Source organism: Dactylosporangium sp. NPDC005555, from assembly GCF_040605635.1.
GTDB lineage: Bacteria > Actinomycetota > Actinomycetes > Mycobacteriales > Micromonosporaceae > Dactylosporangium.
Genome location: NZ_JBEXDG010000066.1, coordinates 18,291 through 39,637, shown reverse-complemented (window position 1 = coordinate 39,637; position 21,347 = coordinate 18,291). Strand labels below are relative to the sequence as shown.

The 21,347-nt window shown below is 72.4% G+C and carries 26 protein-coding genes; 4 read left to right on the top strand and 22 right to left on the bottom strand.

The genetic code is table 11. The annotated features are described in order from the left end of the window. Positions 1-88: 88 nt before the first annotated feature. The 15 genes from ABZS58_RS43130 to rimP form a co-directional block, all read right to left on the bottom strand. Positions 89-1,030, bottom strand: coding sequence for a bifunctional riboflavin kinase/FAD synthetase (locus ABZS58_RS43130; RefSeq protein ID WP_354789824.1), 942 nt, complete (start codon positions 1,028-1,030; stop codon positions 89-91). Positions 1,031-1,092: 62 nt separating this feature from the next. Continuing rightward, complete coding sequence (gene truB / locus ABZS58_RS43125) at positions 1,093-1,983, bottom strand: tRNA pseudouridine(55) synthase TruB (protein WP_354789823.1); 891 nt, start codon at positions 1,981-1,983, stop codon at positions 1,093-1,095. Positions 1,984-1,994: 11 nt separating this feature from the next. Then, positions 1,995-2,864 carry a DUF3626 domain-containing protein gene (locus ABZS58_RS43120; protein ID WP_354789821.1) on the bottom strand — a complete coding sequence of 290 codons (870 nt, stop codon included), beginning with the start codon at positions 2,862-2,864 and terminating at the stop codon, positions 1,995-1,997. Between the two features lie 13 nt (positions 2,865-2,877). After that, a complete protein-coding gene (locus tag ABZS58_RS43115) occupies positions 2,878-4,164 on the bottom strand; it encodes an MATE family efflux transporter (protein ID WP_354789841.1) in 1,287 nt (428 codons plus the stop codon). A gap of 69 nt (positions 4,165-4,233) precedes the next feature. Further along, positions 4,234-4,431 carry a hypothetical protein gene (locus ABZS58_RS43110; protein WP_354789820.1) on the bottom strand — a complete coding sequence of 66 codons (198 nt, stop codon included), beginning with the start codon at positions 4,429-4,431 and terminating at the stop codon, positions 4,234-4,236. A 297-nt stretch (positions 4,432-4,728) separates the two neighbouring features. Continuing rightward, positions 4,729-4,947 (bottom strand): DUF6186 family protein, encoded by a 219-nt coding sequence (locus tag ABZS58_RS43105; RefSeq protein WP_354789819.1) that lies wholly within the window; start codon positions 4,945-4,947, stop codon positions 4,729-4,731. Positions 4,948-5,189: 242 nt separating this feature from the next. Then, positions 5,190-5,591, bottom strand: coding sequence for a hypothetical protein (locus ABZS58_RS43100; protein ID WP_354789817.1), 402 nt, complete (start codon positions 5,589-5,591; stop codon positions 5,190-5,192). Positions 5,592-5,644: 53 nt separating this feature from the next. After that, the gene (locus ABZS58_RS43095; protein WP_354789815.1) at positions 5,645-6,667 is read right to left on the bottom strand and encodes a bifunctional oligoribonuclease/PAP phosphatase NrnA; all 1,023 of its coding nucleotides are present in this window, start codon (positions 6,665-6,667) and stop codon (positions 5,645-5,647) included. After that, positions 6,664-7,143, bottom strand: coding sequence for a 30S ribosome-binding factor RbfA (gene rbfA / locus ABZS58_RS43090; protein WP_354789814.1), 480 nt, complete (start codon positions 7,141-7,143; stop codon positions 6,664-6,666). The genes ABZS58_RS43095 and rbfA overlap by 4 nt, the downstream gene beginning before the upstream one ends. 87 nt (positions 7,144-7,230) lie before the next feature. After that, positions 7,231-7,527 carry a DUF503 domain-containing protein gene (locus tag ABZS58_RS43085; protein ID WP_354789813.1) on the bottom strand — a complete coding sequence of 99 codons (297 nt, stop codon included), beginning with the start codon at positions 7,525-7,527 and terminating at the stop codon, positions 7,231-7,233. Positions 7,528-7,547: 20 nt separating this feature from the next. Beyond that, positions 7,548-7,922, bottom strand: a complete 375-nt coding sequence (locus tag ABZS58_RS43080) for a hypothetical protein (protein WP_354789812.1) — start codon at positions 7,920-7,922, stop codon at positions 7,548-7,550. An 83-nt stretch (positions 7,923-8,005) separates the two neighbouring features. Beyond that, entirely contained in the window at positions 8,006-11,062 is a 3,057-nt protein-coding gene (gene infB, locus ABZS58_RS43075; RefSeq protein ID WP_354789810.1) for a translation initiation factor IF-2, read from the bottom strand. Between the two features lie 160 nt (positions 11,063-11,222). Next, entirely contained in the window at positions 11,223-11,522 is a 300-nt protein-coding gene (locus tag ABZS58_RS43070; protein ID WP_354789808.1) for a YlxR family protein, read from the bottom strand. 5 nt (positions 11,523-11,527) lie between these two features. Next, positions 11,528-12,562: a transcription termination factor NusA gene (gene nusA, locus ABZS58_RS43065; protein WP_354789807.1), complete on the bottom strand. Its 1,035-nt coding sequence runs from the start codon at positions 12,560-12,562 to the stop codon at positions 11,528-11,530. After that, the gene (gene rimP / locus ABZS58_RS43060) at positions 12,559-13,167 is read right to left on the bottom strand and encodes a ribosome maturation factor RimP (protein ID WP_354789806.1); all 609 of its coding nucleotides are present in this window, start codon (positions 13,165-13,167) and stop codon (positions 12,559-12,561) included. Before rimP ends, nusA begins: the two co-directional genes overlap by 4 nt. Positions 13,168-13,353: 186 nt before the next feature. On the opposite strand from rimP, the gene ABZS58_RS43055 reads away from it, so the two are divergent. Genes ABZS58_RS43055 through ABZS58_RS43045 form a run of 3 tightly spaced genes read left to right on the top strand, consistent with a single transcriptional unit; the run spans position 13,354 to position 14,714 of the window. Beyond that, positions 13,354-13,821, top strand: coding sequence for a hypothetical protein (locus tag ABZS58_RS43055; RefSeq protein WP_354789805.1), 468 nt, complete (start codon positions 13,354-13,356; stop codon positions 13,819-13,821). Next, positions 13,818-14,249 carry a ferritin-like domain-containing protein gene (locus ABZS58_RS43050; protein ID WP_354789803.1) on the top strand — a complete coding sequence of 144 codons (432 nt, stop codon included), beginning with the start codon at positions 13,818-13,820 and terminating at the stop codon, positions 14,247-14,249. Before ABZS58_RS43055 ends, ABZS58_RS43050 begins: the two co-directional genes overlap by 4 nt. Then, positions 14,250-14,714 (top strand): nitroreductase/quinone reductase family protein, encoded by a 465-nt coding sequence (locus ABZS58_RS43045; protein WP_354789802.1) that lies wholly within the window; start codon positions 14,250-14,252, stop codon positions 14,712-14,714. 228 nt (positions 14,715-14,942) lie between these two features. Here the strand turns inward: ABZS58_RS43045 and ABZS58_RS43040 are convergent, their stop codons facing one another. Together ABZS58_RS43040 and map are read right to left on the bottom strand one after the other, a co-directional pair. After that, positions 14,943-15,641 (bottom strand): VIT1/CCC1 transporter family protein, encoded by a 699-nt coding sequence (locus ABZS58_RS43040; protein WP_354789800.1) that lies wholly within the window; start codon positions 15,639-15,641, stop codon positions 14,943-14,945. An 88-nt stretch (positions 15,642-15,729) separates the two neighbouring features. Continuing rightward, positions 15,730-16,587, bottom strand: a complete 858-nt coding sequence (map, locus tag ABZS58_RS43035) for a type I methionyl aminopeptidase (RefSeq protein ID WP_354789798.1) — start codon at positions 16,585-16,587, stop codon at positions 15,730-15,732. Positions 16,588-16,639: 52 nt separating this feature from the next. On the opposite strand from map, the gene ABZS58_RS43030 reads away from it, so the two are divergent. Beyond that, on the top strand, positions 16,640-16,837 hold the full coding sequence (locus tag ABZS58_RS43030) for a hypothetical protein (protein ID WP_354789797.1): 198 nt from the start codon (positions 16,640-16,642) through the stop codon (positions 16,835-16,837). A 68-nt stretch (positions 16,838-16,905) separates the two neighbouring features. On the opposite strand, the gene ABZS58_RS43025 is transcribed toward ABZS58_RS43030, so the two are convergent. From ABZS58_RS43025 to ABZS58_RS43005, 5 genes are read right to left on the bottom strand one after another with little or no spacing between them, the layout of a single operon-like run. Further along, the gene (locus ABZS58_RS43025) at positions 16,906-17,634 is read right to left on the bottom strand and encodes a gamma-glutamyl-gamma-aminobutyrate hydrolase family protein (RefSeq protein ID WP_354789795.1); all 729 of its coding nucleotides are present in this window, start codon (positions 17,632-17,634) and stop codon (positions 16,906-16,908) included. A gap of 4 nt (positions 17,635-17,638) precedes the next feature. Next, positions 17,639-18,532 (bottom strand): LLM class flavin-dependent oxidoreductase, encoded by an 894-nt coding sequence (locus tag ABZS58_RS43020; RefSeq protein WP_354789793.1) that lies wholly within the window; start codon positions 18,530-18,532, stop codon positions 17,639-17,641. A gap of 10 nt (positions 18,533-18,542) precedes the next feature. After that, complete coding sequence (locus tag ABZS58_RS43015) at positions 18,543-19,229, bottom strand: gamma-glutamyl-gamma-aminobutyrate hydrolase family protein (protein WP_354789792.1); 687 nt, start codon at positions 19,227-19,229, stop codon at positions 18,543-18,545. After that, positions 19,226-19,993 (bottom strand): 3-oxoacyl-ACP reductase, encoded by a 768-nt coding sequence (locus ABZS58_RS43010; protein WP_354789790.1) that lies wholly within the window; start codon positions 19,991-19,993, stop codon positions 19,226-19,228. The genes ABZS58_RS43015 and ABZS58_RS43010 overlap by 4 nt, the downstream gene beginning before the upstream one ends. Continuing rightward, on the bottom strand, positions 19,994-21,343 hold the full coding sequence (locus ABZS58_RS43005; protein ID WP_354789788.1) for an aldehyde dehydrogenase family protein: 1,350 nt from the start codon (positions 21,341-21,343) through the stop codon (positions 19,994-19,996). Positions 21,344-21,347 lie beyond the last annotated feature (4 nt).

Genomic DNA, 21,347 nt, shown 5'->3' with positions numbered 1-21,347 from the left:
CTCCCTTAAGGTTGTTTCTCGATAGGCCGGCCCCGCGGCGTCGTGCAGGCAGCCTGGCCCCCGCCGGTCACCCGGCGTCGACCCAAGGCTAACAGACGGGGCGTTCCAGCACCCGTCTGGCCTGTTCGACGTCGTCGCGGATCTGCTCGATCAGCGGCTCGACGCCCGTGTACGTGCGCTGCTCACGGAGGCGTTCGACGAAGTCGACGGCGATCCGCTCGCCGTAGATGTCGCCGGAGAAGTCGAGGATGTAGGACTCGACCCGCCGCTCCTTGCCGGAGAAGGTCGGGTTGGTGCCGACGGACACGGCCGCCCGGTGCGGCTCGTTGTCCCGGTCGCGGGTCACCCAGGCGGCATAGATGCCGTCGGCCGGGATCGCGGCGTTCGGCGAGGTCAGCAGGTTGGCCGTGGGGAAGCCCAGCTCGCGGCCGCGCTGGTCGCCGCGCACGACGACGCCCTCGACGCGGTGCGGGCGGCCCAGCGCGCGGGTGGCGGCGACGACGTCACCCGCGTCGACGCAGGCCCGGATGTAGGTCGAGGAGAACACGGTGCCCTCGTCGGCGACCAGCGGCGCGCCCTCCACCCCGAAGCCGAAGGTGCGCCCGAGCCGGTGCAGCAGCTCCAGGTCACCGGCGGCCTTGTGGCCGAAGCGGAAGTTCTCCCCCACGACGATCTGCGCCGTGTGCAGGTGCTCGACCAGCGCGTCGTGGACGAACGCCTCCGGCGACAGCCGCGAATACTCGACCGTGAACGGGATCACGCACAGCACGTCGACGCCGAGCGACTCCATCAGCTCCGCCTTGCGCGCGGGCTCGGTCAGCACCGCCGGGTGCGACCCGGGCCGCACCACCTCGGACGGGTGAGGGTCGAAGGTCAGCACGACCGACCGCACGCCCAGCTCGCCGGCCCGCTTCACGACGTGCCCGATCACCTGCTGGTGCCCCCGGTGCACGCCGTCGAAGACGCCGATCGTGGTGACCGCGCGCCCCCAGCCACCCGGCGCCGCCTGAGTCCCCCGCCACCGCTGCATGCGTCCGAGCCTAGCTCTTGCATCCGCCGCGGCAGGTGTACGGGTGGAGCCCGGCACCCCGGCTACGGCACGAGGACGATCTCGGGACGCGCCCTGCCGTCCTTCTCGCGGACGATCGCCAGGACGCTGCCGTCGGGCGCGAAGACCGCATACGGCTCGGCGACCCCGATCGGGACGAGCGACCCGCCGTGCGACAGCGTCTTCGCCTCGACCTCGTCGGCGTCGCGGCGCGGGAAGCAGCGGCCTGCGGCGGCCGGCAGCGGCATCGTGACCGGGTCCTCGCGGTCGGCGAGCTCCTCCAGGGTCGCCGCCTCGGCGAGGGTGAAGGCGCCGACGGCGGTGCGGCGCAGTGCGGTCAGGTGCCCGCCGACCCCGAGCGTCGCGCCCAGATCCCGGGCCAGGGCGCGGATGTAGGTGCCGGACGAGCACGCGACGTCCACGTCGACGTCGATCCCTTCCGGCGAGCGGCTGATGCCGAGGACGTCGAGGCGGGACACGGTCACCGGCCGGGCCTGCAGCGCGACCTCCTCGCCGGAGCGGACCCGGTGGTAGGAGCGGACCCCGTCGACCTTGATCGCGGATACGGCGCTGGGCACCTGCAGGATCTCCCCGCGCAGCGGGGCGAGCCCGGCGTGCACGTCCCCGTCGGTGACCCCGCTCGCGTCCACTGTGGACACGACGTCGCCCTCGGCGTCGTCGGTGACGGTCGCCTGGCCGAGGCGGATCGTGGCGCGGTACTCCTTGGTGCTGCCGATGACGTAGGTGAGCAGGCGGGTCGCCTTCTCCACGCCGATGATGAGCACCCCGGTCGCCATCGGGTCGAGGGTGCCACCGTGCCCGACCCTGCGCGTCTTCGCCAGGCGCCGCATCCGCGACACCACGTCGTGCGAGGTCATCCCGCCGGACTTGTCGACGACGACGAGCCCGCCCTGCGTTGCTGCCTTCTGCGCCACGACGGGACAGCCTAGCCAACGCCGTGCACGGCCAGGGTGTGCCACAGGTACTTCAGCAGCTGCAGCGTCCCGGGATCGGTGCGGGCCTCACGCGCGGCGCGGCCGATCAGCTCAGCGTCGACGAAGGGCCGCCCGTATCGCTCGCACAGCCGCACCGCGAGCGGTCGCATCTGCGGGCCTCGGAAGTCGCTCGGGATGTCGAACGGGGTGAGCCGCGATCCCGGTCGCCATTCGAGCTTGACGCCGTAGCGGGTCGCCACGGTCTCCGCCGCCGGCAGACAGCCGGCGAAGCTGTCGTCGAGGACGAGCGCCTCGACGTCGGCCGCGAGGTCGACCGGGCCGTGCACCTGCGCCTCGACGTAGTCGTCGAGCGGTCCGGCCGAGGCGAGGTGGTCGGGCAGGCCCGCCAGTACCGACGTCATCGCGTCGAACACGCCCGCCGCCTCCGGCTCGTGGAAGCTGTCGCCCAGGGTGAACGTCGTGCGCGCGCCGACCTCCGGGCGCAGGCGCAGGTGTGCGGAGCCGAAGCGGCGGGCGGCGCCGGCCGGGTGGCGCGCCAGGTCGAGGGCGCCGTACTTGGGCCGGTCCGCGGGCGTGACCCCGGGCCGCTGGTAGGCGCCGCCGAACATCCGCCGCTCCCAGCGGTCCCGGTCGCCGCCGGGGTGCGCGGTCAGGCCGCCGTTGGAGATGCCGGTCTCGAACTGGCTGCGGAAGCGGCCGTCGGCGAGCAGCCCCTCGATCACGGTCCGGCCACCGGCGTCGATCCGGTCCGGATGGAAGTTGATCGTCACGACCGCGTCCGGCGGCCCGGTCGGCGGCCCGCTCACCGCCCGGACGTGCGCGAGCGCCTCGGCCTGCGCCGGCGTCAGACGAGCATCCACGACGGGCAGTATGTCAGCGCACGGCGCCCGTGACCGCCCATTTGTCGCCCGCGAAGCGCCGCAGCAGGCCGGCCAGGCGCAGCGCGATGAACACGCACAGGGCGATCCACACCCCGCGCAGCCCGGCGTCGAGCAGGTACGCGAGCCAGATACCGGGCAGGAAGCCGCCGAGCGCCGACACGAACGTGAGATTGCGCAGGTAACGGATGTCGCCGGCGCCGAGGAAGACCCCGTCGAGGGCGAACACCACGCCCGCGGCCGGCATCATCGCGACGAACCACCACCAGGCGGTCTTCGCCTCGGCGTACACCTGCGCGTCGGCGCCGAACCAGGGCCGCACGGTGGCGAGGGCGGCCGCGACCAGGAACGCGAACGCGACGCCGGAGACGAGCCCGACCACGGTGATGCGGCGGGCGAGCAGGTGCGCCTCGTCGACCCGTTCACCGCCGAGGGCGGCCCCGACGAGAGACTGCGCGGCGATCGCGACCGCGTCGAGGGCGAGCGCGGTGAAGAAGAACAGCTGGATGGCGATGAGGTGCGCGGCGAGGCTGGCGGTGCCGAAGCGGGCCGCGACCGCCGACGCGGACAGGAAGCACGCCTGGAACGCGGCACCCCGCAGCAGCAGGTCCCGGCCGAGGGTCAGCTGGTGGCGGATCACCCGGACCTCGGGCCGCAGCGGGACGCGCTCGGTCAGCAGCGCGCGGACGAACAGCAGCCCGCCGGCGGTCTGCGCGACGACGTTGGCGACGGCGGAGCCGGCCAGGCCGAGGCCGAGCGGGTGGACCAGCAGCGGGCAGAGCACGGCGGACAGCGCGTTCGCGCCGAGCACGTAGTAGAGCGGGCGGCGGGTGTCCTGGACGCCGCGCATCCAGCCGTTGCCGGCGGTGCCCAGCAGCAGGCCGGGCGCGCCGAGGGCGGCGATGCGCAGCCAGTCGGCGGCGCCGTCGGCGACCGGGCCCGGGGACCCCGCGACGGCGCGGGTCAGCGGCCCGGCGAACACCTCGAGGGTCACCATGATGACGACCCCGCCGGCGAGGGCCAGCCAGGACGCCTGGACGCCCTCGGAGACCGCGGCCTCGCGCTGGCCGGCGCCGAAGCGGCGGGCGGCGCGGCCGGTGGTGCCGTAGGCGAGCACGTTGCCGAGCCAGACGGCGAGCGCCATGATCTGCCCGCCGATGGCCAGGGAGCCGAGCTGCTCGCGACCGAGGTGACCGACGACCGCCGTGTCCACCAGGACGTATAGCGGCTCGGCGGCGAGCACCACGAGCGCCGGCAGGGCGAGGGCGGCGACACGACGCATCACGGTCACCGCGTCAGCGTAAGGAGTTGCCTTCCGCCGCGCTACTTACTCAAGGACGACTCCGGGCGATCAGCCCCGGCGGTCCATCGACATCTGCAGGGCGGCACGGGCGCGCTCGCGCGTGTCGGTGGTCGGCTCCTGCGGCTTGGGCTGGGGCTTCGGCTGCTCGGGCATGACGCTGGTCTCCTGACTGCCGGCGCTGCTGACAGCGCGGCTGACGGCACGGTTGGTGTGTTGACGGTCCGATCGCAGGGTCGCCGGGGTCACCGGCGGCCACGCCAACGCACGACCAGGAGACCGACGATGGGTGGTGTCGGTCTGAAACGTGGATCGGTGGCTCGGCATCTGATTCCTCGCTGACGGCGGCTGTTGCCTGTCGGGGCCGTGGGACGCCCGCCGCCGGGTTCCGCTGGAAGCGGTCAGGCCCGGGACGGGCGGCGAAGAATTCGTACGATGCGCATGTTGACTAAGTTATCGTTCAGTTCCACGATGTGCGACGTCATCCCGCGATCTGGACGGGGTTACCTGCGGGTTCACCTGTAAGAAGGACGACAGCGGGGCCGTTCAGCGGGCGAGAAAATGCCAGCCGAGCCACCACCAGAAGCCGAACATCGCGATCCGGCCGACGGGCAGCGGGCCGACCCGGTAACGCATGACGACGCCGCAGACCTCGCCGAGCGTCGGCACCCGCGAGCCCTCCCGCCGGGCGGCGACCTCGACCGCCGCGAAGAGACCCAGCGTCACGGCGAACGCGGCCGCGATGGCCGCCTGCGCGAAGGTCATGCCACCGCCTCCGCCGCGCTCCAGCGCCGGCCTGACCCAAACTGCCATGCCGATGAGCGGCCCCGGCCGCTCATGCCGCCACCTCCGCTGCGCTCCGGCGTCGGCGTGAGCCAAACCTGTCACATGATGAGCGGCCCGAACCGCTCCGCTGGCCGCTCATGCCGCCACCTCCGCTGCGCTCCGGCGTCGGCCTGAGCCGATGCTGTCACATGATGAGCGGCCCGAGCCGCTTCGCTGGCCGCTCATCGGCGCACTATCGCCCAGAAGGCCCACAGCCAGCCGAAGTACGCCGCGGCGCGGGCGAGGTAGTGCTCCAGCAGCGGGTCCATGAGCCGGGACAGTGTCGGATAGGCCCGCGAGCCGATCAGGAACGTGACACCCTCGACGACCGCGAAGAGCCCGACCGGCACCAGCCACCACGCCGCCGCCCGGGGCAGCCGCGCCGGCGACGGGCGTCTCGGCACCGTCGAGGACATGCCGAGCCACAGCAGCGCACCACCGGCGCCGAGGACGAGCAGGTTGGCCCGCAGGGAGAACGACGGCAGTGCGCCGCCCACGAGGGCGATGAGGGCGAACACCGGCGCCAGCACGGCCGGACGGGTCCAGGCCCGGTCGACCCCCGCAACCAGCTCAGGTCGGTCCATCCATCGATTGTCACCGCAGCAACACCTGCTGTGCCAGCGATGTCGGCCCTGGATTAACCCTGATCTACGAGCACGACCCGGTCCGCGAGCGCGGCGCGGACGGACGCCATGACCGACTCGACCGTGCCGGCGGCGCTGAAGCCGGCCGCGAAGCGGTGCCCGCCGCCGCCGAGACCGACCGCCACGGCGCTGACGTCGACGGCGCCCTTGCTCCGCAGCGAGACCGACCACTCCCCCGGGCCGACCGGCTTCACCACACACGCGACGTCGGCCTCCGCGACGCAGCGCACGGAGTCGATGAGTGCCTCGACGGCACCCGTGGGCTGGTCATACTCGGCGAGGTCGGCGAGCGTCACATAGGTCCACGCGAGGCCGAGCCCGCCCGCCGGCTCGAGGGCGGTGCGGGCCAGGGCGACGCCGAAGAGCCGGACCGCGCCATAGGACCGGGTGTCGAACAAACGGCGGGAGATCGCACCGACGGGGATGCCGGTGGCGATGAGCCGGGCCGCGAGCTCGTGCACCGCCGGGGTGGTCGAGCCGTGCTTGAACGAGCCCGTGTCGGTGGCGAGCGCGACATACAGACACTCGGCGATCTCTGGGTCCAGCGCGACGCCGAGACGGCTGAGCAGGCCCTCCGCGACGACCGACGTCGCCGCGGCGGCCGGGTCGATGAGGTTGACCGCCCCGAACCCGGGGTTGGACGCGTGGTGGTCCAGCACGATGCCGACCGGCGCGGCGGTCAGCAGCCCGGCGAGGGCGCCGAGCCGCTCGATGCTCGCCGCGTCGAACACCAGCATCGCGTCGGGCGTCCGCACGGAGTCCGAAGGCACCAGCAGCGACACGCCCGGCAGCTGGTCGAAGGGCGCGGGCACCACCATCGGGCCGGGGAACGTCGCCTCGATCAGCAGGGACGGGTCGAAGCGGCGCAGGCCGAGCGCGAAGCCGAGCATGCTGCCGAGGGCGTCGCCGTCGGGGTTGACGTGACAGGCGACGAGCACGCGGGAGCCCGGGGGCAGGCCGCGCAGCGCTGAGACCGCGGCGGCCCACTCCCCGGGCGAGGGTTGCGGTGCGGTCACCGCCGGTCCTGGCCGACGACGAGCTCGTCGTCGGCGCTGTCCGCCCCCAGGTCGTCCTCGTCCTCGAGCTTGTAGGGCTGGGCTTCGCCCGCGTAGTGCGCCCCGGCGGCCCGTCGCTGGACCTCCGCGTCGGCGCTGCGCGCCGTCGCCAGCAGGTCGTCGATGTGCTTCACGTGCTCGGTCACGTCGTCGTGCACGAACGCGAGACTCGGGGAGTGCCGCAGACCGAGGGCCTTGCCGACGGTCGAGCGCAGCAGCCCCTTGGCGCTCTCCAGCGCCGCCGCCGTGCCCGACTGTGCCGTCGCGTCACCGAGCACCGTGTAAAAGACGGTCGCCTCGCGCAGATCAGCGGTGATCCGCGCGTCGGTGATCGTGATCATGCCCAGTCGAGGGTCCTTGACCTGCGTCCGCACCACCGATGCGACGAGCTCCTTCACGCGCTCCGCGTGCCGGCGCACCTTTGCCGGATCCGTCATCTCGAACACCTCCGCAGCCAAAACGATCTGACCAACGCTCTGACAGTACCCGCGCCGCGACCTGGAGGCCGGTTGCGGAAGCCAGGTTTACTCGTCATCGTCACCGTGCAGCCGGCGGCGCACGGAGAGCAACTCGATCTCGGGCCGGCCGGCGACCGCCCGCTCGATGGTGTCCAGGACCTCCCGCACGTGCGCGGCCTCCGAGGCGACCACCGCGACGCCGACCTCGGCGCGTCCGTGCAGGTCGAGGGCGCCGACCTCGGCGACGGACACCTCGAACTTGCGCAGAAACGCGACGATCGGCCGCACATAGGCACGCTTGGCCTTGAGCGTTCGGGAGTCACCGGGCAGGAGCATGTCGAAGACCGCGGTTCCGGTATACACGGCCCAAGATCCTATCGACTCTACGAGAGCCTGGCCACCAATAATGCGGGTGGCTCGACCGGCAGCGGCGCCGCGTCCCCGCGGACCGGGCGGGGGGTGCGCCGCGGCAGTCCGGCACCGGCGCTGCCACCGCGCCCCGGGTAGACGTAGATCGACGTCGGGTCGACCGCGTCGAGGGCGGCGACCACGGCCGGCAGGTGGCGGAACCGGTCCCAGTCGCCGGTCCCGGCGAAGCCGAGCTCCAGCACGACCCCGAACGGCTCGGCCTGCCAGATGAAGTCGTGCGCGCCGTGGGTGACCGCGGCCTCCAGCAGCGATCTGGACCAGGCGTCGCGCCACTGCCGCGCCGGGGTCTCCCCGTCGCGGACCTCGATCGACCACCAGACGAGGTTCATGACGCATCGACGGTACGCCGGAAACCAACATCAAAGAAAGGGCCGCCGCGGAATCCGCGGCGGCCCCTCTCAGCTGGGCGGCATCAGCCGCGCGGCTTCTCCCGCAGCTCCCAGGTCTCGATGACGTCACCGAGCTGGATGTCGTTGAAGTTGCCGAGCGTGATACCGCACTCGAAGCCCTCGCGGACCTCGGTGGCGTCGTCCTTGAAGCGGCGCAGGCCCGCGATGGTGAGGTTGTCGGAGATGACAGCCCCGTCGCGGAGCAGGCGCGCCTTGCTGTTGCGCCGGATGAGCCCGGTGCGGACGATGCAGCCCGCGATGTTGCCGAAGCGCGACGAGCGGAAGACCTCGCGGATCTCCGCCGTGCCGAGCTCGACCTCCTCGTAGATGGGCTTGAGCATGCCCTTGAGCGCGGTCTCGATCTCCTCGATGGCCTGGTAGATCACGGTGTAGTACCGGATCTCCACGCCCTCGCGGTCGGCCAGCTCGCGGATGCGACCCTCGGCCCGCACGTTGAACCCGATGACGATCGCGTCGGACGCGCTCGCCAGGTTGACGTCGTCCTGCGTGACGGCGCCCACGCCCCGGTGGATGATCCGGAGCTGGACCTCGTCGGCAACGACGATCTTGACCAGTGCGTCCTCGAGCGCCTCGACCGAACCCGAACCGTCACCCTTGAGGATGAGGTTGAGCGTGGTCTTCTCGCCCTCCTTGAGCTGGTCGAACAGGTTCTCCAGCGTGACCCGGCCGGTCCGCGTGGCCATCTCGGCCGCGCGGCGGCGGGCCTGCCGCTGCTCGGCGATCTGGCGCGCGGTGCGGTCGTCGTCGGTGGCGAGGAACGTGTCACCGGCGCCGGGCACCGAGGTCAGACCGAGCACCAGGACCGGACGGGCCGGCCCCGCCGACGGCACGGGCGTGCCGTTCTCGTCGAGCATCGCCCGGACGCGGCCGTAGGCACGGCCGGCGACGATCGAGTCACCGACGTTGAGCGTGCCCTTCTCCACCAGCACGGTGGCGACGGGGCCACGACCACGGTCGAGGTGCGACTCGATCGCGATGCCCTGCGCCGGACCGTCGATCGGCGCGCGCAGGTCGAGCGCGGCGTCGGCGGTGAGCAGCACGGCCTCGAGGAGACCCTCGATGTTGATGCGGCTCTTCGCGGAGATGTCGACGAACATGGTCTCGCCGCCGTACTCCTCGGCGACCAGGCCGTACTGCGTCAGCTCCTGACGCACCTTGGCCGGGTTGGCGTTCTCCTTGTCGATCTTGTTGACCGCGACCACGATCGGCACCTCGGCCGCCTGGGCGTGGTTCAACGCCTCGATCGTCTGGGGCATGACGCCGTCGTCGGCCGCGACCACCAGGACCACGATGTCCGTGGCCTGCGCACCACGGGCACGCATGGCGGTGAACGCCTCGTGACCCGGGGTGTCGATGAAGGTGATCGCGCGGTCATCGCCGTCCTCGCCGTGCGGCACGTGCACCTGGTAGGCACCGATGTGCTGGGTGATGCCACCGGCCTCGCCGGCCACGACGTTGGTGGAGCGGATCGCGTCGAGCAGCTTCGTCTTACCGTGGTCGACGTGACCCATGACGGTCACGACCGGCGGCCGGATGACCAGGCGCTCCTCGTCGACGTCGGCATCGATGTCGATGTCGAAGCGCGCGAGCAGCTCGCGGTCCTCGTCCTCGGGGCTGACGATCTCGACGTTGAAGCCCAGGTGCTCACCGAGCAGCAGCAGCGTCTCGTTGGTGCACGACTGGGTCGCCGTCACCATCTCGCCCAGGTTGAACATCTCCTGGACGAGCGAGCCCGGGTTGGCGTTGATCCGGTCCGCGAAGTCGGACAGGGAGGCACCCTGCGGGAGCCGGATCGACTGACCCTGACCCCTGGGAGCGCCCGAACCCATCGTCGGCGCGGACAGGTTGTCGAACTCTTGTCTGCGCTGCTTCTTGGACTTGCGGCCACGGGTCGGCCGGCCACCGGGACGCCCGAAGGCACCCGCGGCACCGCCGCCGCGACCACGGCCACCGGCACCGCCGCCACCGGGACGACCGGCACCGCCGACGCCCGCGCCGGGCGCGCCGCCGCCGCCACCGGGACGGAAGCCGCCACCGGCACCGGCACCGCCGCCGCCACCGGGACGGAAGCCGCCACCGGCACCGCCGCCACCGCCGCCACCGGGACGGAAGCCACCGCCACCGCCGCCACCGGGACCGCCGGGACGACCGCCACCGCCGCCACCGGGACGGAAACCGCCACCGGCACCGCCACCGCCGCCACCCGGACGACCGGGACGGTCACCGGGGCCACCGGCCGGGCGACCCGGACGCTGGCTCGGCATCTGCGACGGGTTGGGCCGGGGGCCGCCCATCGAGGCCGGGTTGGGCCGCGGAGGCATGGCGGCCGGGTTCGGCCGCGGGATGTTGCCGCCCGGTGCGGGCCGCGCCGGAGCGCCGCCGGAGACACCGAACGGGTTGTTGCCCGGGGAACGCGCCGGCGGGCGAGCGCCGCCGGGACGAGGCCCCTGGCCCGGACGTGGGGCACCCGGGGCCGGCGCGGCACCCGGCTGGGGCGCCGGGGTGGCCGGACCGGGACGCGGGCCGGGCGAAGGTGCGCCACCGCTGGGCGGCGGCGCGTTCTCACGCCGGGTGGTCTCCCGCTGACGGGCCTCCTTGGCGGCCTTCATGGCCGCTTCCTGGTCCGCCTTCAGCGCGGCGGCACGCTGCTCGGCGGCCGCCACCTCGATGTCGTGCGCACTCGTCGGCTTGACCACGGGCGCCGGGCGCGGCGGACCGGGGACGGGCGGACGCCCACCTCCGGAGCCACCGCCCGCGGGCGGCTGCGGCCGCTTCGGGGGCGCGAAGGGCTTGGCTGCCGGGACTGCCGGGTTCGGACGCGGTGCCGAGGGCACGGGCGCTGCCGAAGGGGCCGACGATGCCGGCGCAGGAGAAGCCGAGGGCGCCGGTGCGGCCCCTCCGGATTCGAAGCTCGCTCGCAGCCGGCGCGCCACGGGCGCCTCAACCGTGCTGGATGCGGACTTCACGTATTCGCCAAGCTCCTGCAGCTTCGCGAGCACGGTCTTACTCTCGACCCCGAGCTCTTTTGCCAGCTCGTGTACGCGGGCCTTGCCTGCCACTGAACTCCTCACCTCGAGGCCGGGCGGCATAGGTCCGCGCCGACCTCACTCGTGCACTTGAAGCCTGGTCATCTCAGGGACTTCATCGTGTGCTCATGTCCGTCGTCCTACCTTGCGTGTCCGGGTGGGGCGATCACGCGCCCACCATCGGCGGTTCCGATCACTGCGATTGCTCCAATGCCGCCGCCTGGGCGACGGCTTCGGCCAGCGGACCGGTGTCCAGGACTCCGGCGAGGCGCAAGGCTCGCCCGAAGGCTCGCCGACGCTCCGCTAGCGCCAGGCAAGCCGGATCGGGATGCAGGTGCGCTCCCCGGCCCGGCCGTCTGCGGGCCGGATCAGGCACAGCCTTGAACTGGTCAGGGCCGGACTCAATCGCGACAAACCGCAGTAATTCGGAGGAAGACGCACGCTTCCGGCAACCAACACACGTGCGGACCGGGGGCGTGCGACGTACCGGCAAGAAGTCTACCCTGCGCTTTCGGCTTGTGCCGCGCCCGGGCCCGTGACGTGATCGACGCCAGCGTCCGGAGCGTTGTCCGGGCGGATGTCGATGCGCCAGCCGGTGAGCCTCGCGGCGAGCCGCGCGTTCTGGCCCTCACGGCCGATGGCCAGGGAAAGCTGGAAGTCCGGGACGGTCACCCGGGCGGCCCGGTTGCCCGCGTCGACGACCTCCACGTTGAGCGCCTTCGCCGGCGAGAGCGCGTTGCCGACGAACTGCGCCGGGTCCTCCGACCAGTCGATGATGTCGATCTTCTCACCGTGCAACTCGCTCATGACGGCCCGGACCCGCTGGCCCATCGGGCCGATGCAGGCACCCTTCGCGTTCACCCCGGCGACCGTCGTGCGCACCGCGATCTTGGTGCGGTGACCGGCCTCACGTGCGATGGCGGCGATCTCGACGGTCCCGTCCGCGATCTCCGGCACCTCGAGGGCGAAGAGCCGCTTCACCAGGTTCGGGTGGGAGCGCGACAACGTCACCTGCGGCCCGCGGAAGCCCTTCACCACGTGGACGACGATGCACTTGATGCGCTGACCGTGCTCGTAACGCTCGCCCGGCACCTGCTCGGCGGCCGGCAGCAACCCCTCGATCTTGCCGAGGTCGATCGAGACGATGCCCTTCTCGGCCCTGGCGTCGTGCGCCTGGATCACGCCGGTGACCAGGTCGCCGTCGCGGCCGACGTACTCGCCGAAGTGCACCTCGTCCGTCGCCTCGCGCAGCCGTTGCAGGATGACCTGCTTGGCGGTCATCGCCGCGATCCGGCCGAAGTCGTGCGGGGTGTCCTCGTATTCCCGGACGACGGTGCCGTCCTCGGCGAGGTCCTGCGCGAGCACCGACGCCGCCCCGTTCTTGCGGTCGATCTCGACACGGGCGTGCGGGTTGGCCCCCTCGGTGTGCCGGTAAGCGGTCAGCAGCGCGGTCTCGATCGCCGCGAGGATGGTCTCGAACGGGATCTCCCGCTCACGCTCCAGCGCGCGGAGCGCCGCCAGGTCGATGTTCACGCCTCGTCCTCCCCTTCCTCGTCGAAGTCTTCGTCTTCGTCCTCGTCGCCGTCTTCGCCCTCGTCGAGGTCCTCGGGCAGCTCGGCGAGGCGCTTCATCTCCACCTGGACCCGGCCGGGGCCGAGGTCGGCGAACGCGACGGTCCGGGCGGTGCCCTCCACGTCCAGGGTCACCCCGGTCTCCGTCACCGCCGTCACCCGGCCGGTGACAGGCGTGCCCGCGACGTCGACCAGCACCAGTCGGGTCCGGTTGCGCCGCCAGTGCCGCGGCTCGGTGAGCGGCCGGTCGACCCCGCGGGAACCGACCTCCAGCTCGTACTCCCCGGCGATCAGTTCGTCGCCGCCCGACTCGGCCTCGTCCAGCGCGGCCGACACCGCCCGCGACACCTCGGCGACCGCGTCGAGGTCGACGCCCTTGTCGCTGTCGACCGCGATCCGGAGCAGGTGACGCCGGCCGACCCGGCTGACGTCGAGCTCCTCCAGGTCGTAGCCGGCGGCCACGACGACGGGCTCGACCACCTTCCGCAGCCGCTCGCGGTGCGCACCGGCGTCGCGGGCTCCAGCATCCCGCGAACCGCCGGTGCGGCGATCCCGCTGCTGAGCCATGATCGACACCTCTTTCTGCACCGCCCCGACGGGCGCACGGCTTTACGCCGCCCACGACGGCATGCACGGGCGGCTCCCGCAGAGCGTAACGCGACGTGACCTCAGGCGTTTCGGCGGCGCTCCCACCATGAATGCCGTGGTGGGTCGTGTTCACCAGATATGGGCCGGATAGTGTTCACTGTGCGCGTGTCCTCACGCAGAGCCGTCCTCGCCGCCGCCGCCGCGGCCGCGCTGACGAGCCTCACCGCCTGCGACGTTCCGAAGCGGTCGGCGGCCACCTGGCACTCCGCGCCCGACGTGCTGCTGCCGCTGCTCACCCGCACGGTCGCGCTACGCGACCGCTACACCGAGGTGCTCACCGCGTTCCCCGCGCTGCAGGACCGGCTCGGCCCGCTCAAGGACGACCACGCCGCCCACGTCGTCGCCCTCGCCCGCGAGGTCGGCCTCGACGAGCACGGCCCCATGCCCACCGCGAGCACCTCGGCGGGCCCGGTCGTGCAGGACCAGGCGGCGGCCGTCAAGGAGCTCGCCGGGCTGGAGAAGACCGGTCAGGAGGACGCGACCGGCGCCTGCCTGGCCGCCCCGTCCTACCGCGCGGCCCTGCTCGGCTCGATCGCCGCCTGCCGCGCCGCACACGTGGAGATCCTGACATGACGACCCCGGCCGACGAGCGGCTCGTCGCGGCGCTGCAGGCCGAGCACGCCGCGATCTACGCCTACGGCACCGCCGGCGCGAAGCTCGACTCCGGCACCGTCGGGCTCGCCCGCGGCGCCGAGGCCGCCCACCGCACCCGCCGCGACGCGCTCATCGTCCGGCTGTCCGGCGCCGGGGTCGCTCCCCCGCCCGCGGCGCCCGCCTACGCACTGCCCTTCCCGGTCACCGACCGGGCGTCGGCCCTGAAGCTGCTCGCCCAGGTGGAGGACCGCACGGCCGCGCAGTGGCGCCTGGCGCTGCCGCCCACCACCGGCGAGGTGCGCAAGCTGGCCCTCGACGCGCTCGTCGACTGCGCCGCGCGCAGCGCGGGTCTGCGCCAGGCCGCCGGCACGACACCGCTGACCAGCGCGTTCCCCGGGAAGGTCTAGATGTTCGGCAGCCTGCTGAAGCGGCTCGGGCACCGGCCGTGGTTCGCCGCGGCGGCGCGGCGGATCGTCGGCCTCGACCGGTGGCTGCAGCGCCGCTCGAAGGGGCGGATCGTGCCCATCAACGCCGCCGGCGTCACGACGCTGCTGCTCACCACCACCGGCCGGAAGTCGGGTCAGCCGCGGTCGCAGCCGCTGCTGTTCGTCCGCGACGGCGAGGACTTCATCGTCATCGGGTCCAACTGGGGCCAGGCGCACCATCCGGCGTGGACGGCCAACCTGCTCGCCGACCCGCGCTGCACGATCACCTGGAAGCAGCGGGACGTGCGGGCCACCGGGGCGCTGGTACGGGACGAGGAACGCGCGAGGCTGCTGGAGCTGCTGACGGCGAGCTGGCCCGCCTACGCCACCTATCAGGAACGGGCCGCGGGGCGAGAAATCCGGATATTCCGCCTCAGCGAGATCTGAAACCTCCGGTACTCCCGAAAGCGTGCCATCGCAAGGGCGCAGGACCCCACGGACGTGTCCGCTCCGCGACGATCGTTGCATCACGCCACGAGCGTCCGAACGAGAGGAGACCGACATGCGCCGCACCGCTTGGGCCGGTCCGACGATGCAGCCGCGTCGTTAACATCAACCGTCTCGTGAGCCCTGCCGTCCGGGAAGACCACCACCTTCCCGGACGGGCCAGGTCACTCACACCCCGATGAGCCGCCCGACCAGATACGTGGCCCCGGCCGCCGCCGCCCCGAGCAGCAGCTGCCGGATGCCCGAGGCCCACCAGCGCCGCCGGGTGAAGCGCGCGATCAGGGCGCCGGCCACGAACAACCCCACCCCGCCCGCCGCGAGGGCCGGCCACAGTGTGGTGGCGCCCAGGAGGTACGGCAGCAGCGGCACCAGCGCACCGATCGAGAAGCACACGAACGACGAGCCGGCGGCGACCCACGGACTGGGCGCGTCGTCGGGGTCGACCCCGAGCTCCTCCTGCGCGTGGACCCGGACCGCCTCGTCGATGTCCCGCCCGAGCGTCGAGGCGACCTGCAGCGCCAGCTCGGCGGGCAGCCCGCGACGCTCCCAGATCCGGGCGAGCTCCTCGGCCTCGGCCTCGGGGAAGTGGGTCAGCTCCCGCCGCTCCTTCGCGACCTCGGCGGCGACCTGCTCGTTCTGCGCGCGGACGCTGGTGAACTCCCCCAGCCCCATCGAGATCGCCCCGGCGACCAGCCCGGCGGTGCCAGTGAGCACGATCGTGCTTGGCGCGATCCCGCCGCCGCCGACGCCCGCGATCAGCGCGATGTTGGTGACGAGCCCGTCCATGGCCCCGAACACCGCGGCCCGCAGCCACCCCCCGGACACGTCGGTGTGATGGTGCGCGTCCTCGGACGCCGGATGCGTCACGCCGCCGCCTCCGCTGCGCTCCGGCGCCGCCGCGACCCACAGCGACTGAGCCCATGGCGCCCGGCCACTCCGCTACGCTCCGGGCCGGTCACGGCAGGGTCAGGATCTCGTAGCTGTCCTCGGTCACCACGATGGTGTGCTCGAACTGGGCGGTCCACCTGCGGTCCTTCGTGACGACCGTCCAGCCGTCCTTCCAGATGGTGTAGTCGTGCGTGCCGTGCGTGATCATCGGCTCGATCGTGAACGTCATGCCGGGCTCCATGATCGTGGTGAGCCGCGGGTTGTCGTAGTGCGGGACATAGAGCCCCGTGTGGAACACCTCGTTGATGCCGTGACCGGTGAAGTCGCGCACCACGCCGTAGCCGAAGCGCTTCGCATAGGCCTCGATGACGCGGCCGATCGCGTTGAGCGGGCGGCCGGGCGCGACGGCGCGGATGCCGCGCATCATCGCCTCGCGGGTCCGCTCGACCAGCAGCCGGTCCTCCTCGGCGACGTCACCGACGCAGAACGTCTGGTTGGTGTCGCCGTGCACCCCGCCGATGAAGGCCGTCACGTCGACGTTGAGGATGTCGCCGTCCTCGATCACCGTCGAGTCGGGGATGCCGTGGCAGATCACCTCGTTGAGCGACGTGCAGCACGACTTCGGGAAGCCCTTGTAGCCCAGCGTCGACGGATATGCCCCGTGGTCGCACAGGAACTCGTGCACGACCCGGTCGATCTCGTCGGTCGTCACGCCCGGCTTCGCGTGCTCCCCCGCCAGGGCCGTCGCCTGCGCCGCGAGCCGGCTCGCGACCCGCATCCGCTCGATGATCTCCGGCGTCTGCACGTCGGACCCGCGGTGCTTGCTCGGCGCGCGCTTGCCCACATACTCGGGGCGCGGGATCGAGGCCGGGACCTGACGCCAGGGAGTTTGTGTGCCGGGAGCGAGCGGAGCGCGGACGGTCATGCCGAAAAGCCTAACGCGCATCAACTCGGCGCGGTCTGGGTAACCCCCGTGCATGATCGACGACGAACGCGTCAACCAGCGCGCGGAGGAACTGCTGCCGGAGGAGCTCACCGCCGGCAGCGACGACCCGAAGGCCCAGGCCGAGGCGCTCCTGCAGGACTCCGACGACCGCGAGCACTACCGCGAGTCGGCCCCTGACCTGCGCATCGACCACCGCACCTCGGCCGAGGCCGCCGCCACCGGCGAGTAGCTCCTCCAGGGCGATCGCGTCGACCCGCTCGTCGTGATGTGCGCGTCGATCACCCTCGTTGCCTGAGCTCAGCGCGCTTGTGGCCGTATGGCTACCGAGATCTTACGGGCGCGGGCGGCTTCGATGAATGCTTCGAAGAGCCGGAAGTCGGTGGTGTCCTCGGGGTGCCACTGGACGCCGATGGCGAAGAGTTTCGACGGGTCCTCGACGACCTCGATGAGGTTGTCGTCCGGGCACCAGCCGGTCGGGACGAGGGTGCCGGGGTCGGCGCAGCCCTGGTGGTGGAACGAGTTGACCAGCACCGAGTCGCCGAGGATCTTGGCGGCCATGGTGCCGCCGGTGAGGACGACCGGGTGCTCGCCGAACTTCGGGCCGCTGACCGGGCGGTGGTCGTTGTGGCCGAGGACGTCGGGCAGGTGCTGGTGCAGGCGGCCGCCGTAGGCCACGCACATGAGCTGCATCCCGCGGCAGATGCCGAGCAGCGGCAGATCGAGCGCCAGGGCGGCGCGCATGAGCAGCAGCTCGGCGGTGTCGCGCTCGGGCTTGACCTTGGTGGTGGCGTGGGGCGGCTCGCCGTACAGGTCCGGGTTGACGTCGGAGCCGCCGGTGAACATGATCCCGTCGAGGCCCTCGAGGACGTCGATGTCGGGGTCGTCGGGGGTCACGAGGACCGCCCGGCCGCCCGAGGCGTGCACGGCGTGCACGTAGGACAGCGGGAGCACGGCCGAGAAGGTGTCGTTGAGCCCGAAGCGGGTCTCCTCGGCGTAGGTGGTCAGTCCGATCACCGGTCGCGACATGCCATCAACTTAATCCCACGGGGGCGAGGTTGTGGAGGATCTCGAGCGCCCGTTCCCGGGCGGCTTCCGGCGGCAGGGTGCTCAGCGGGTCCCAGTTGAGGTCGTAGAACACCTCGGTGACGCCCTGCGTGCCAAGCCAGGCCGTGCCCTCGCGGATCTGCTCGTAGGTGCCGGACAGCGGCGGGCGGCCCTCGGTGTCGAGCTCGAGGTCGGTGAGCTTGAGCACACCGCGGCAGACGACCCTCGGCGAAGCGCGACCCGAGGACGCGGCTCCCGCTCGTACCAACGCGACATCCGACGAAATGTCGGACAGGTCGGTTGCCGAGCGGCTGACCCAGCCGTCCGCGATCTCGCCGGCTCTGCGGACCGCGGCGGGGACGGCACCACCGAGCAGGATGGGCACCCCCGCGTCCTGGACCGGTCTGGGCTCCATGCGGCCCGGCGGCACCGTGTAGAACTCCCCGTCGAACGAGGTGGACCCGGACCACAGCGCGCGCAGCACGGCGACGTATTCGCGGGTGCGTGCCGCCCGCCGCCGCATGGGCGCGCCGGTCGCGGCGAACTCGTCCGGTGACCAGCCGGCGCCGAGGCCGAGGTCGACCCGGCCGCCGCTGAGCACGTCGAGGGTCGCGACCTGCTTGGCGAGCACCACCGGCGACACGAAGGGCAGGTTGATCACCGCCACGCCGAGCCGGATCCGGCTCGTCCGCGCCGCCGCGAAGGTCAGCGCCACGATCGGGTCGAGGACGCTGCGGTACACGGGTGCGTCGGCCGCCAGGAGCCGCTGGAAGGTCCACAGCGAGTCGTAGCCGAGCCGCTCCGCCTCGACGGCGACCTCGGCGAGCAGCTCCGGCGTGGCCCACGGGCCCGATACCGGCAGTCCGAACCCGATGCGCATGCCCTCGAACCTACCCAGTGACGGCTCGTACCAACGCGGCGAACGGACGCACGTCGGACGCCTCCTCCGGGTGCCACTGGACCCCGAGCACGAACCGGCGCGCCGGGTCCTCGACCGCCTCGATGACGTCGTCGTCGGCCCAGCCGGTGACGGTCAGCGAGCCCGGGTCGTCGACGGCCTGGTGGTGGTACGAGTTGACGTCCGCCGCCTCGCCGAAGATCGCGGCGGCGAGGGAGCCGGGCGCGAACCGGGCAGGGTGCGCGCCGTAGACGCCGGGGGCGGGCTGGTGCCGCTCGTTGCCCAGGACGTCGGGCAGGTGCTGGGTGAGCTTGCCGCCGCAGGCGACGGCGAGCAGTTCCATGCCCCGGCACACGCCGAGCACCGGCAGGTCGGCCTCCAGCGCGGCAGCGAGCACGGCCAGCTCGCCGCTGTCGCGGTCCGGCCGGGTCTTCGTCGTGGGGTGGGCCGGCGCGCCGTAGTGGGCCGGCTCGATGTCCGCGCCGCCGGCCAGGACGAGCCCGTCGAGGCGGCGGATGAGGTCGGCGGCGCCGTCCGGCGTCGGGGGCAGGACGACCGGGCGGGCACCGGCCTCCCGCACGAGGCGCGCGTAGCCCTCGGGGATGAGCACCGCCCGCGTGTCCCACACACCCCAGCGCGCGGGTTCCACGTAGGCGGTGATGCCGACGAGCGGAGTCACAGCGGCGTCACGTAGGCGCCGGTGATGCCGCCGTCGACGAGGAACGTGGAGGCGGTGATGAACGACGCGTCGTCGCTGGCGAGGAACGCGACCGCGCCGGCGATCTCCTCGGGCTCGCCGAAGCGGCCCATCGGCACGTGCACGAGGCGCCGCGCGGCCCGCTCGGGGTCCTTGGCGAAGAGCTCCATGAGCAGCGGGGTGGCGATCGGCCCGGGGCACAGCGCGTTGACCCGGATGCCCTCGCGGGCGAACTGGACGCCGAGCTCGCGGGTCATCGACAGCACCGCGCCCTTGCTCGCGGTGTAGGCGATCTGCGAGGTGGCCGCGCCCAGCAGCGCGACGAAGCTGGCGGTGTTGATGATGGAGCCCTTGCCCCGGGCGCGCATGTGCGGGATGGCGTACTTGCAGCAGAAGTAGACGCTGGTCGTGTTGACCTTCAGCACCCGCTCCCAGGCCTCCAGGCCGGTGTCGAGGATCGAGTCGTCGTCCGGCGGGGAGATGCCGGCGTTGTTGAAGGCGATGTCGAGCCGCCCGTACCGCTCGGCGACCCCGTCGAACAGCGCCTTGACGGCCTGCTCGTCGGACACGTCGGCGGCGACGAACTCCCCGCCCACCTCGTCGGCGGCGGCCTTGCCCGCGTCGGGGTTCAGGTCCACGACGACGACCTTGGCGCCCTCGGACGCGAAGCGGCGCGCCGTGGCGAGTCCGATGCCGCTGCCGGCGCCGGTGATGACCGCGACCCGGTCCTGGAGACGAGCCTGCACTTAGACCTCCGTGCTGAAGAAGACGTTCTTGACTTCACTGAACGCGGCGACCGCGTCCGGGCCGAGCTCACGGCCGAGGCCGGACTGCTTCACGCCGCCGAACGGGGTCCAGTAGCGCACCGAGGAGTGGGAGTTGACGCTGAGGTTGCCGGCCTCGACGCCGCGGGCGACGCGGATGCCGCGGCCCAGGTCGCCGGTCCAGATGGAGCCGGACAGGCCGTATTCGGTGTCGTTGGCGAGGCGGACCGCGTCGGCCTCGTCGTCGAAGCGCAGCACCGACAGGACGGGCCCGAAGATCTCCTCGCGCCAGTGCCGGTCCTGGGCCGAGGCTGCCTCGATCACGGTCGGCGCCATCCAGTAGCCCGGGCCGTCCGGTGCGCTGCCCGAGAACGCGGCGTTGTCTACATAGGACCGCACCGATGCCAGCTGTGCCTTACTGATGAGGGGCCCCATCTGCGCGGTTTCCAGGGAGGGATCCTCGCAGCGGAACGCCTTCACCGACTGCTCCAGCAGGCCCATGAACCTGTCGTACACGGACGACTGGATCAGCAGGCGGGACCTGGCGCAGCAGTCCTGGCCGGCGTTGTCGAACACCGCGCCGGGCGCGCTCGCGGCGGCCTTCGCCAGGTCGGCGTCGGCGAAGACGATGTTGGCGCTCTTGCCGCCGAGCTCGAGGGTCACCCGCTTCACCTGCTCGGCGCAGCCGGCCATGATGCGCTTGCCGACCTCGGTGGAGCCGGTGAAGCAGACCTTGCGGACGAGGGGGTGGGTGACGAACCGCTCGCCGACGACGGATCCCTTGCCGGGCAGCACGGTGAGCACGTCCTCGGGCAGCCCGGCCTCCAGCGCGAGCTCACCGAGCCGCATGGCGGTCAGCGGGGTCAGCTCGGCGGGCTTGAGGACCACCGTGTTGCCGGCCGCGAGCGCCGGCGCGAAGCCCCAGCCGGCGATCGGCATCGGGAAGTTCCACGGCACGATGATCCCGACGACGCCGAGGGGCTCGTAGAACGTGACGTCCATGCCGCCGGCGACGGGGATCTGCCGGCCGCTGAGCCGCTCGGGCGCCCCGGCGTAGTAGTTGAGCACGTCGCGGACGTTGCCGGCCTCCCAGCGGGCGTTGCCGATGGTGTGCCCGGAGTTGCGGATCTCCAGCTGGGCGAGCTCCTCGTTGTGCTCGTCGACGAGCGCGGCGAAGCGGCGCAGCAGCCGGGCCCGGTCGCCCGGTGCCACCTGTCGCCACGCCTGGAACGCCCGGTGGGCCTTTGCTATCGCGGCGTCGGTCTCCTCCACGCTGGTGGAGGGCACCGAGGCGACGATCTCCTCGGTCACCGGCGAGATGACGTCATGCATGTGT

Bases quoted from the DNA above. Each gene is read 5' to 3' on its own strand.
- ABZS58_RS43130 (WP_354789824.1), bottom strand. From the start codon at position 1,030: ATGCAGCGGTGGCGGGGGACTCAGGCGGCGCCGGGTGGCTGGGGGCGC.
- ABZS58_RS43115 (WP_354789841.1), bottom strand. From the start codon at position 4,164: ATGCGTCGTGTCGCCGCCCTCGCCCTGCCGGCGCTCGTGGTGCTCGCC.
- ABZS58_RS43105 (WP_354789819.1), bottom strand. From the start codon at position 4,947: ATGACCTTCGCGCAGGCGGCCATCGCGGCCGCGTTCGCCGTGACGCTG.
- ABZS58_RS43100 (WP_354789817.1), bottom strand. From the start codon at position 5,591: ATGGACCGACCTGAGCTGGTTGCGGGGGTCGACCGGGCCTGGACCCGT.
- rbfA (WP_354789814.1), bottom strand. From the start codon at position 7,143: ATGACGGATCCGGCAAAGGTGCGCCGGCACGCGGAGCGCGTGAAGGAG.
- ABZS58_RS43080 (WP_354789812.1), bottom strand. From the start codon at position 7,922: ATGAACCTCGTCTGGTGGTCGATCGAGGTCCGCGACGGGGAGACCCCG.
- rimP (WP_354789806.1), bottom strand. From the start codon at position 13,167: ATGGCTCAGCAGCGGGATCGCCGCACCGGCGGTTCGCGGGATGCTGGA.
- ABZS58_RS43050 (WP_354789803.1), top strand. From the start codon at position 13,818: ATGACGACCCCGGCCGACGAGCGGCTCGTCGCGGCGCTGCAGGCCGAG.
- ABZS58_RS43045 (WP_354789802.1), top strand. From the start codon at position 14,250: ATGTTCGGCAGCCTGCTGAAGCGGCTCGGGCACCGGCCGTGGTTCGCC.
- map (WP_354789798.1), bottom strand. From the start codon at position 16,587: ATGACCGTCCGCGCTCCGCTCGCTCCCGGCACACAAACTCCCTGGCGT.
- ABZS58_RS43030 (WP_354789797.1), top strand. From the start codon at position 16,640: ATGATCGACGACGAACGCGTCAACCAGCGCGCGGAGGAACTGCTGCCG.
- ABZS58_RS43025 (WP_354789795.1), bottom strand. From the start codon at position 17,634: ATGTCGCGACCGGTGATCGGACTGACCACCTACGCCGAGGAGACCCGC.
- ABZS58_RS43020 (WP_354789793.1), bottom strand. From the start codon at position 18,532: ATGCGCATCGGGTTCGGACTGCCGGTATCGGGCCCGTGGGCCACGCCG.
- ABZS58_RS43005 (WP_354789788.1), bottom strand. From the start codon at position 21,343: ATGCATGACGTCATCTCGCCGGTGACCGAGGAGATCGTCGCCTCGGTG.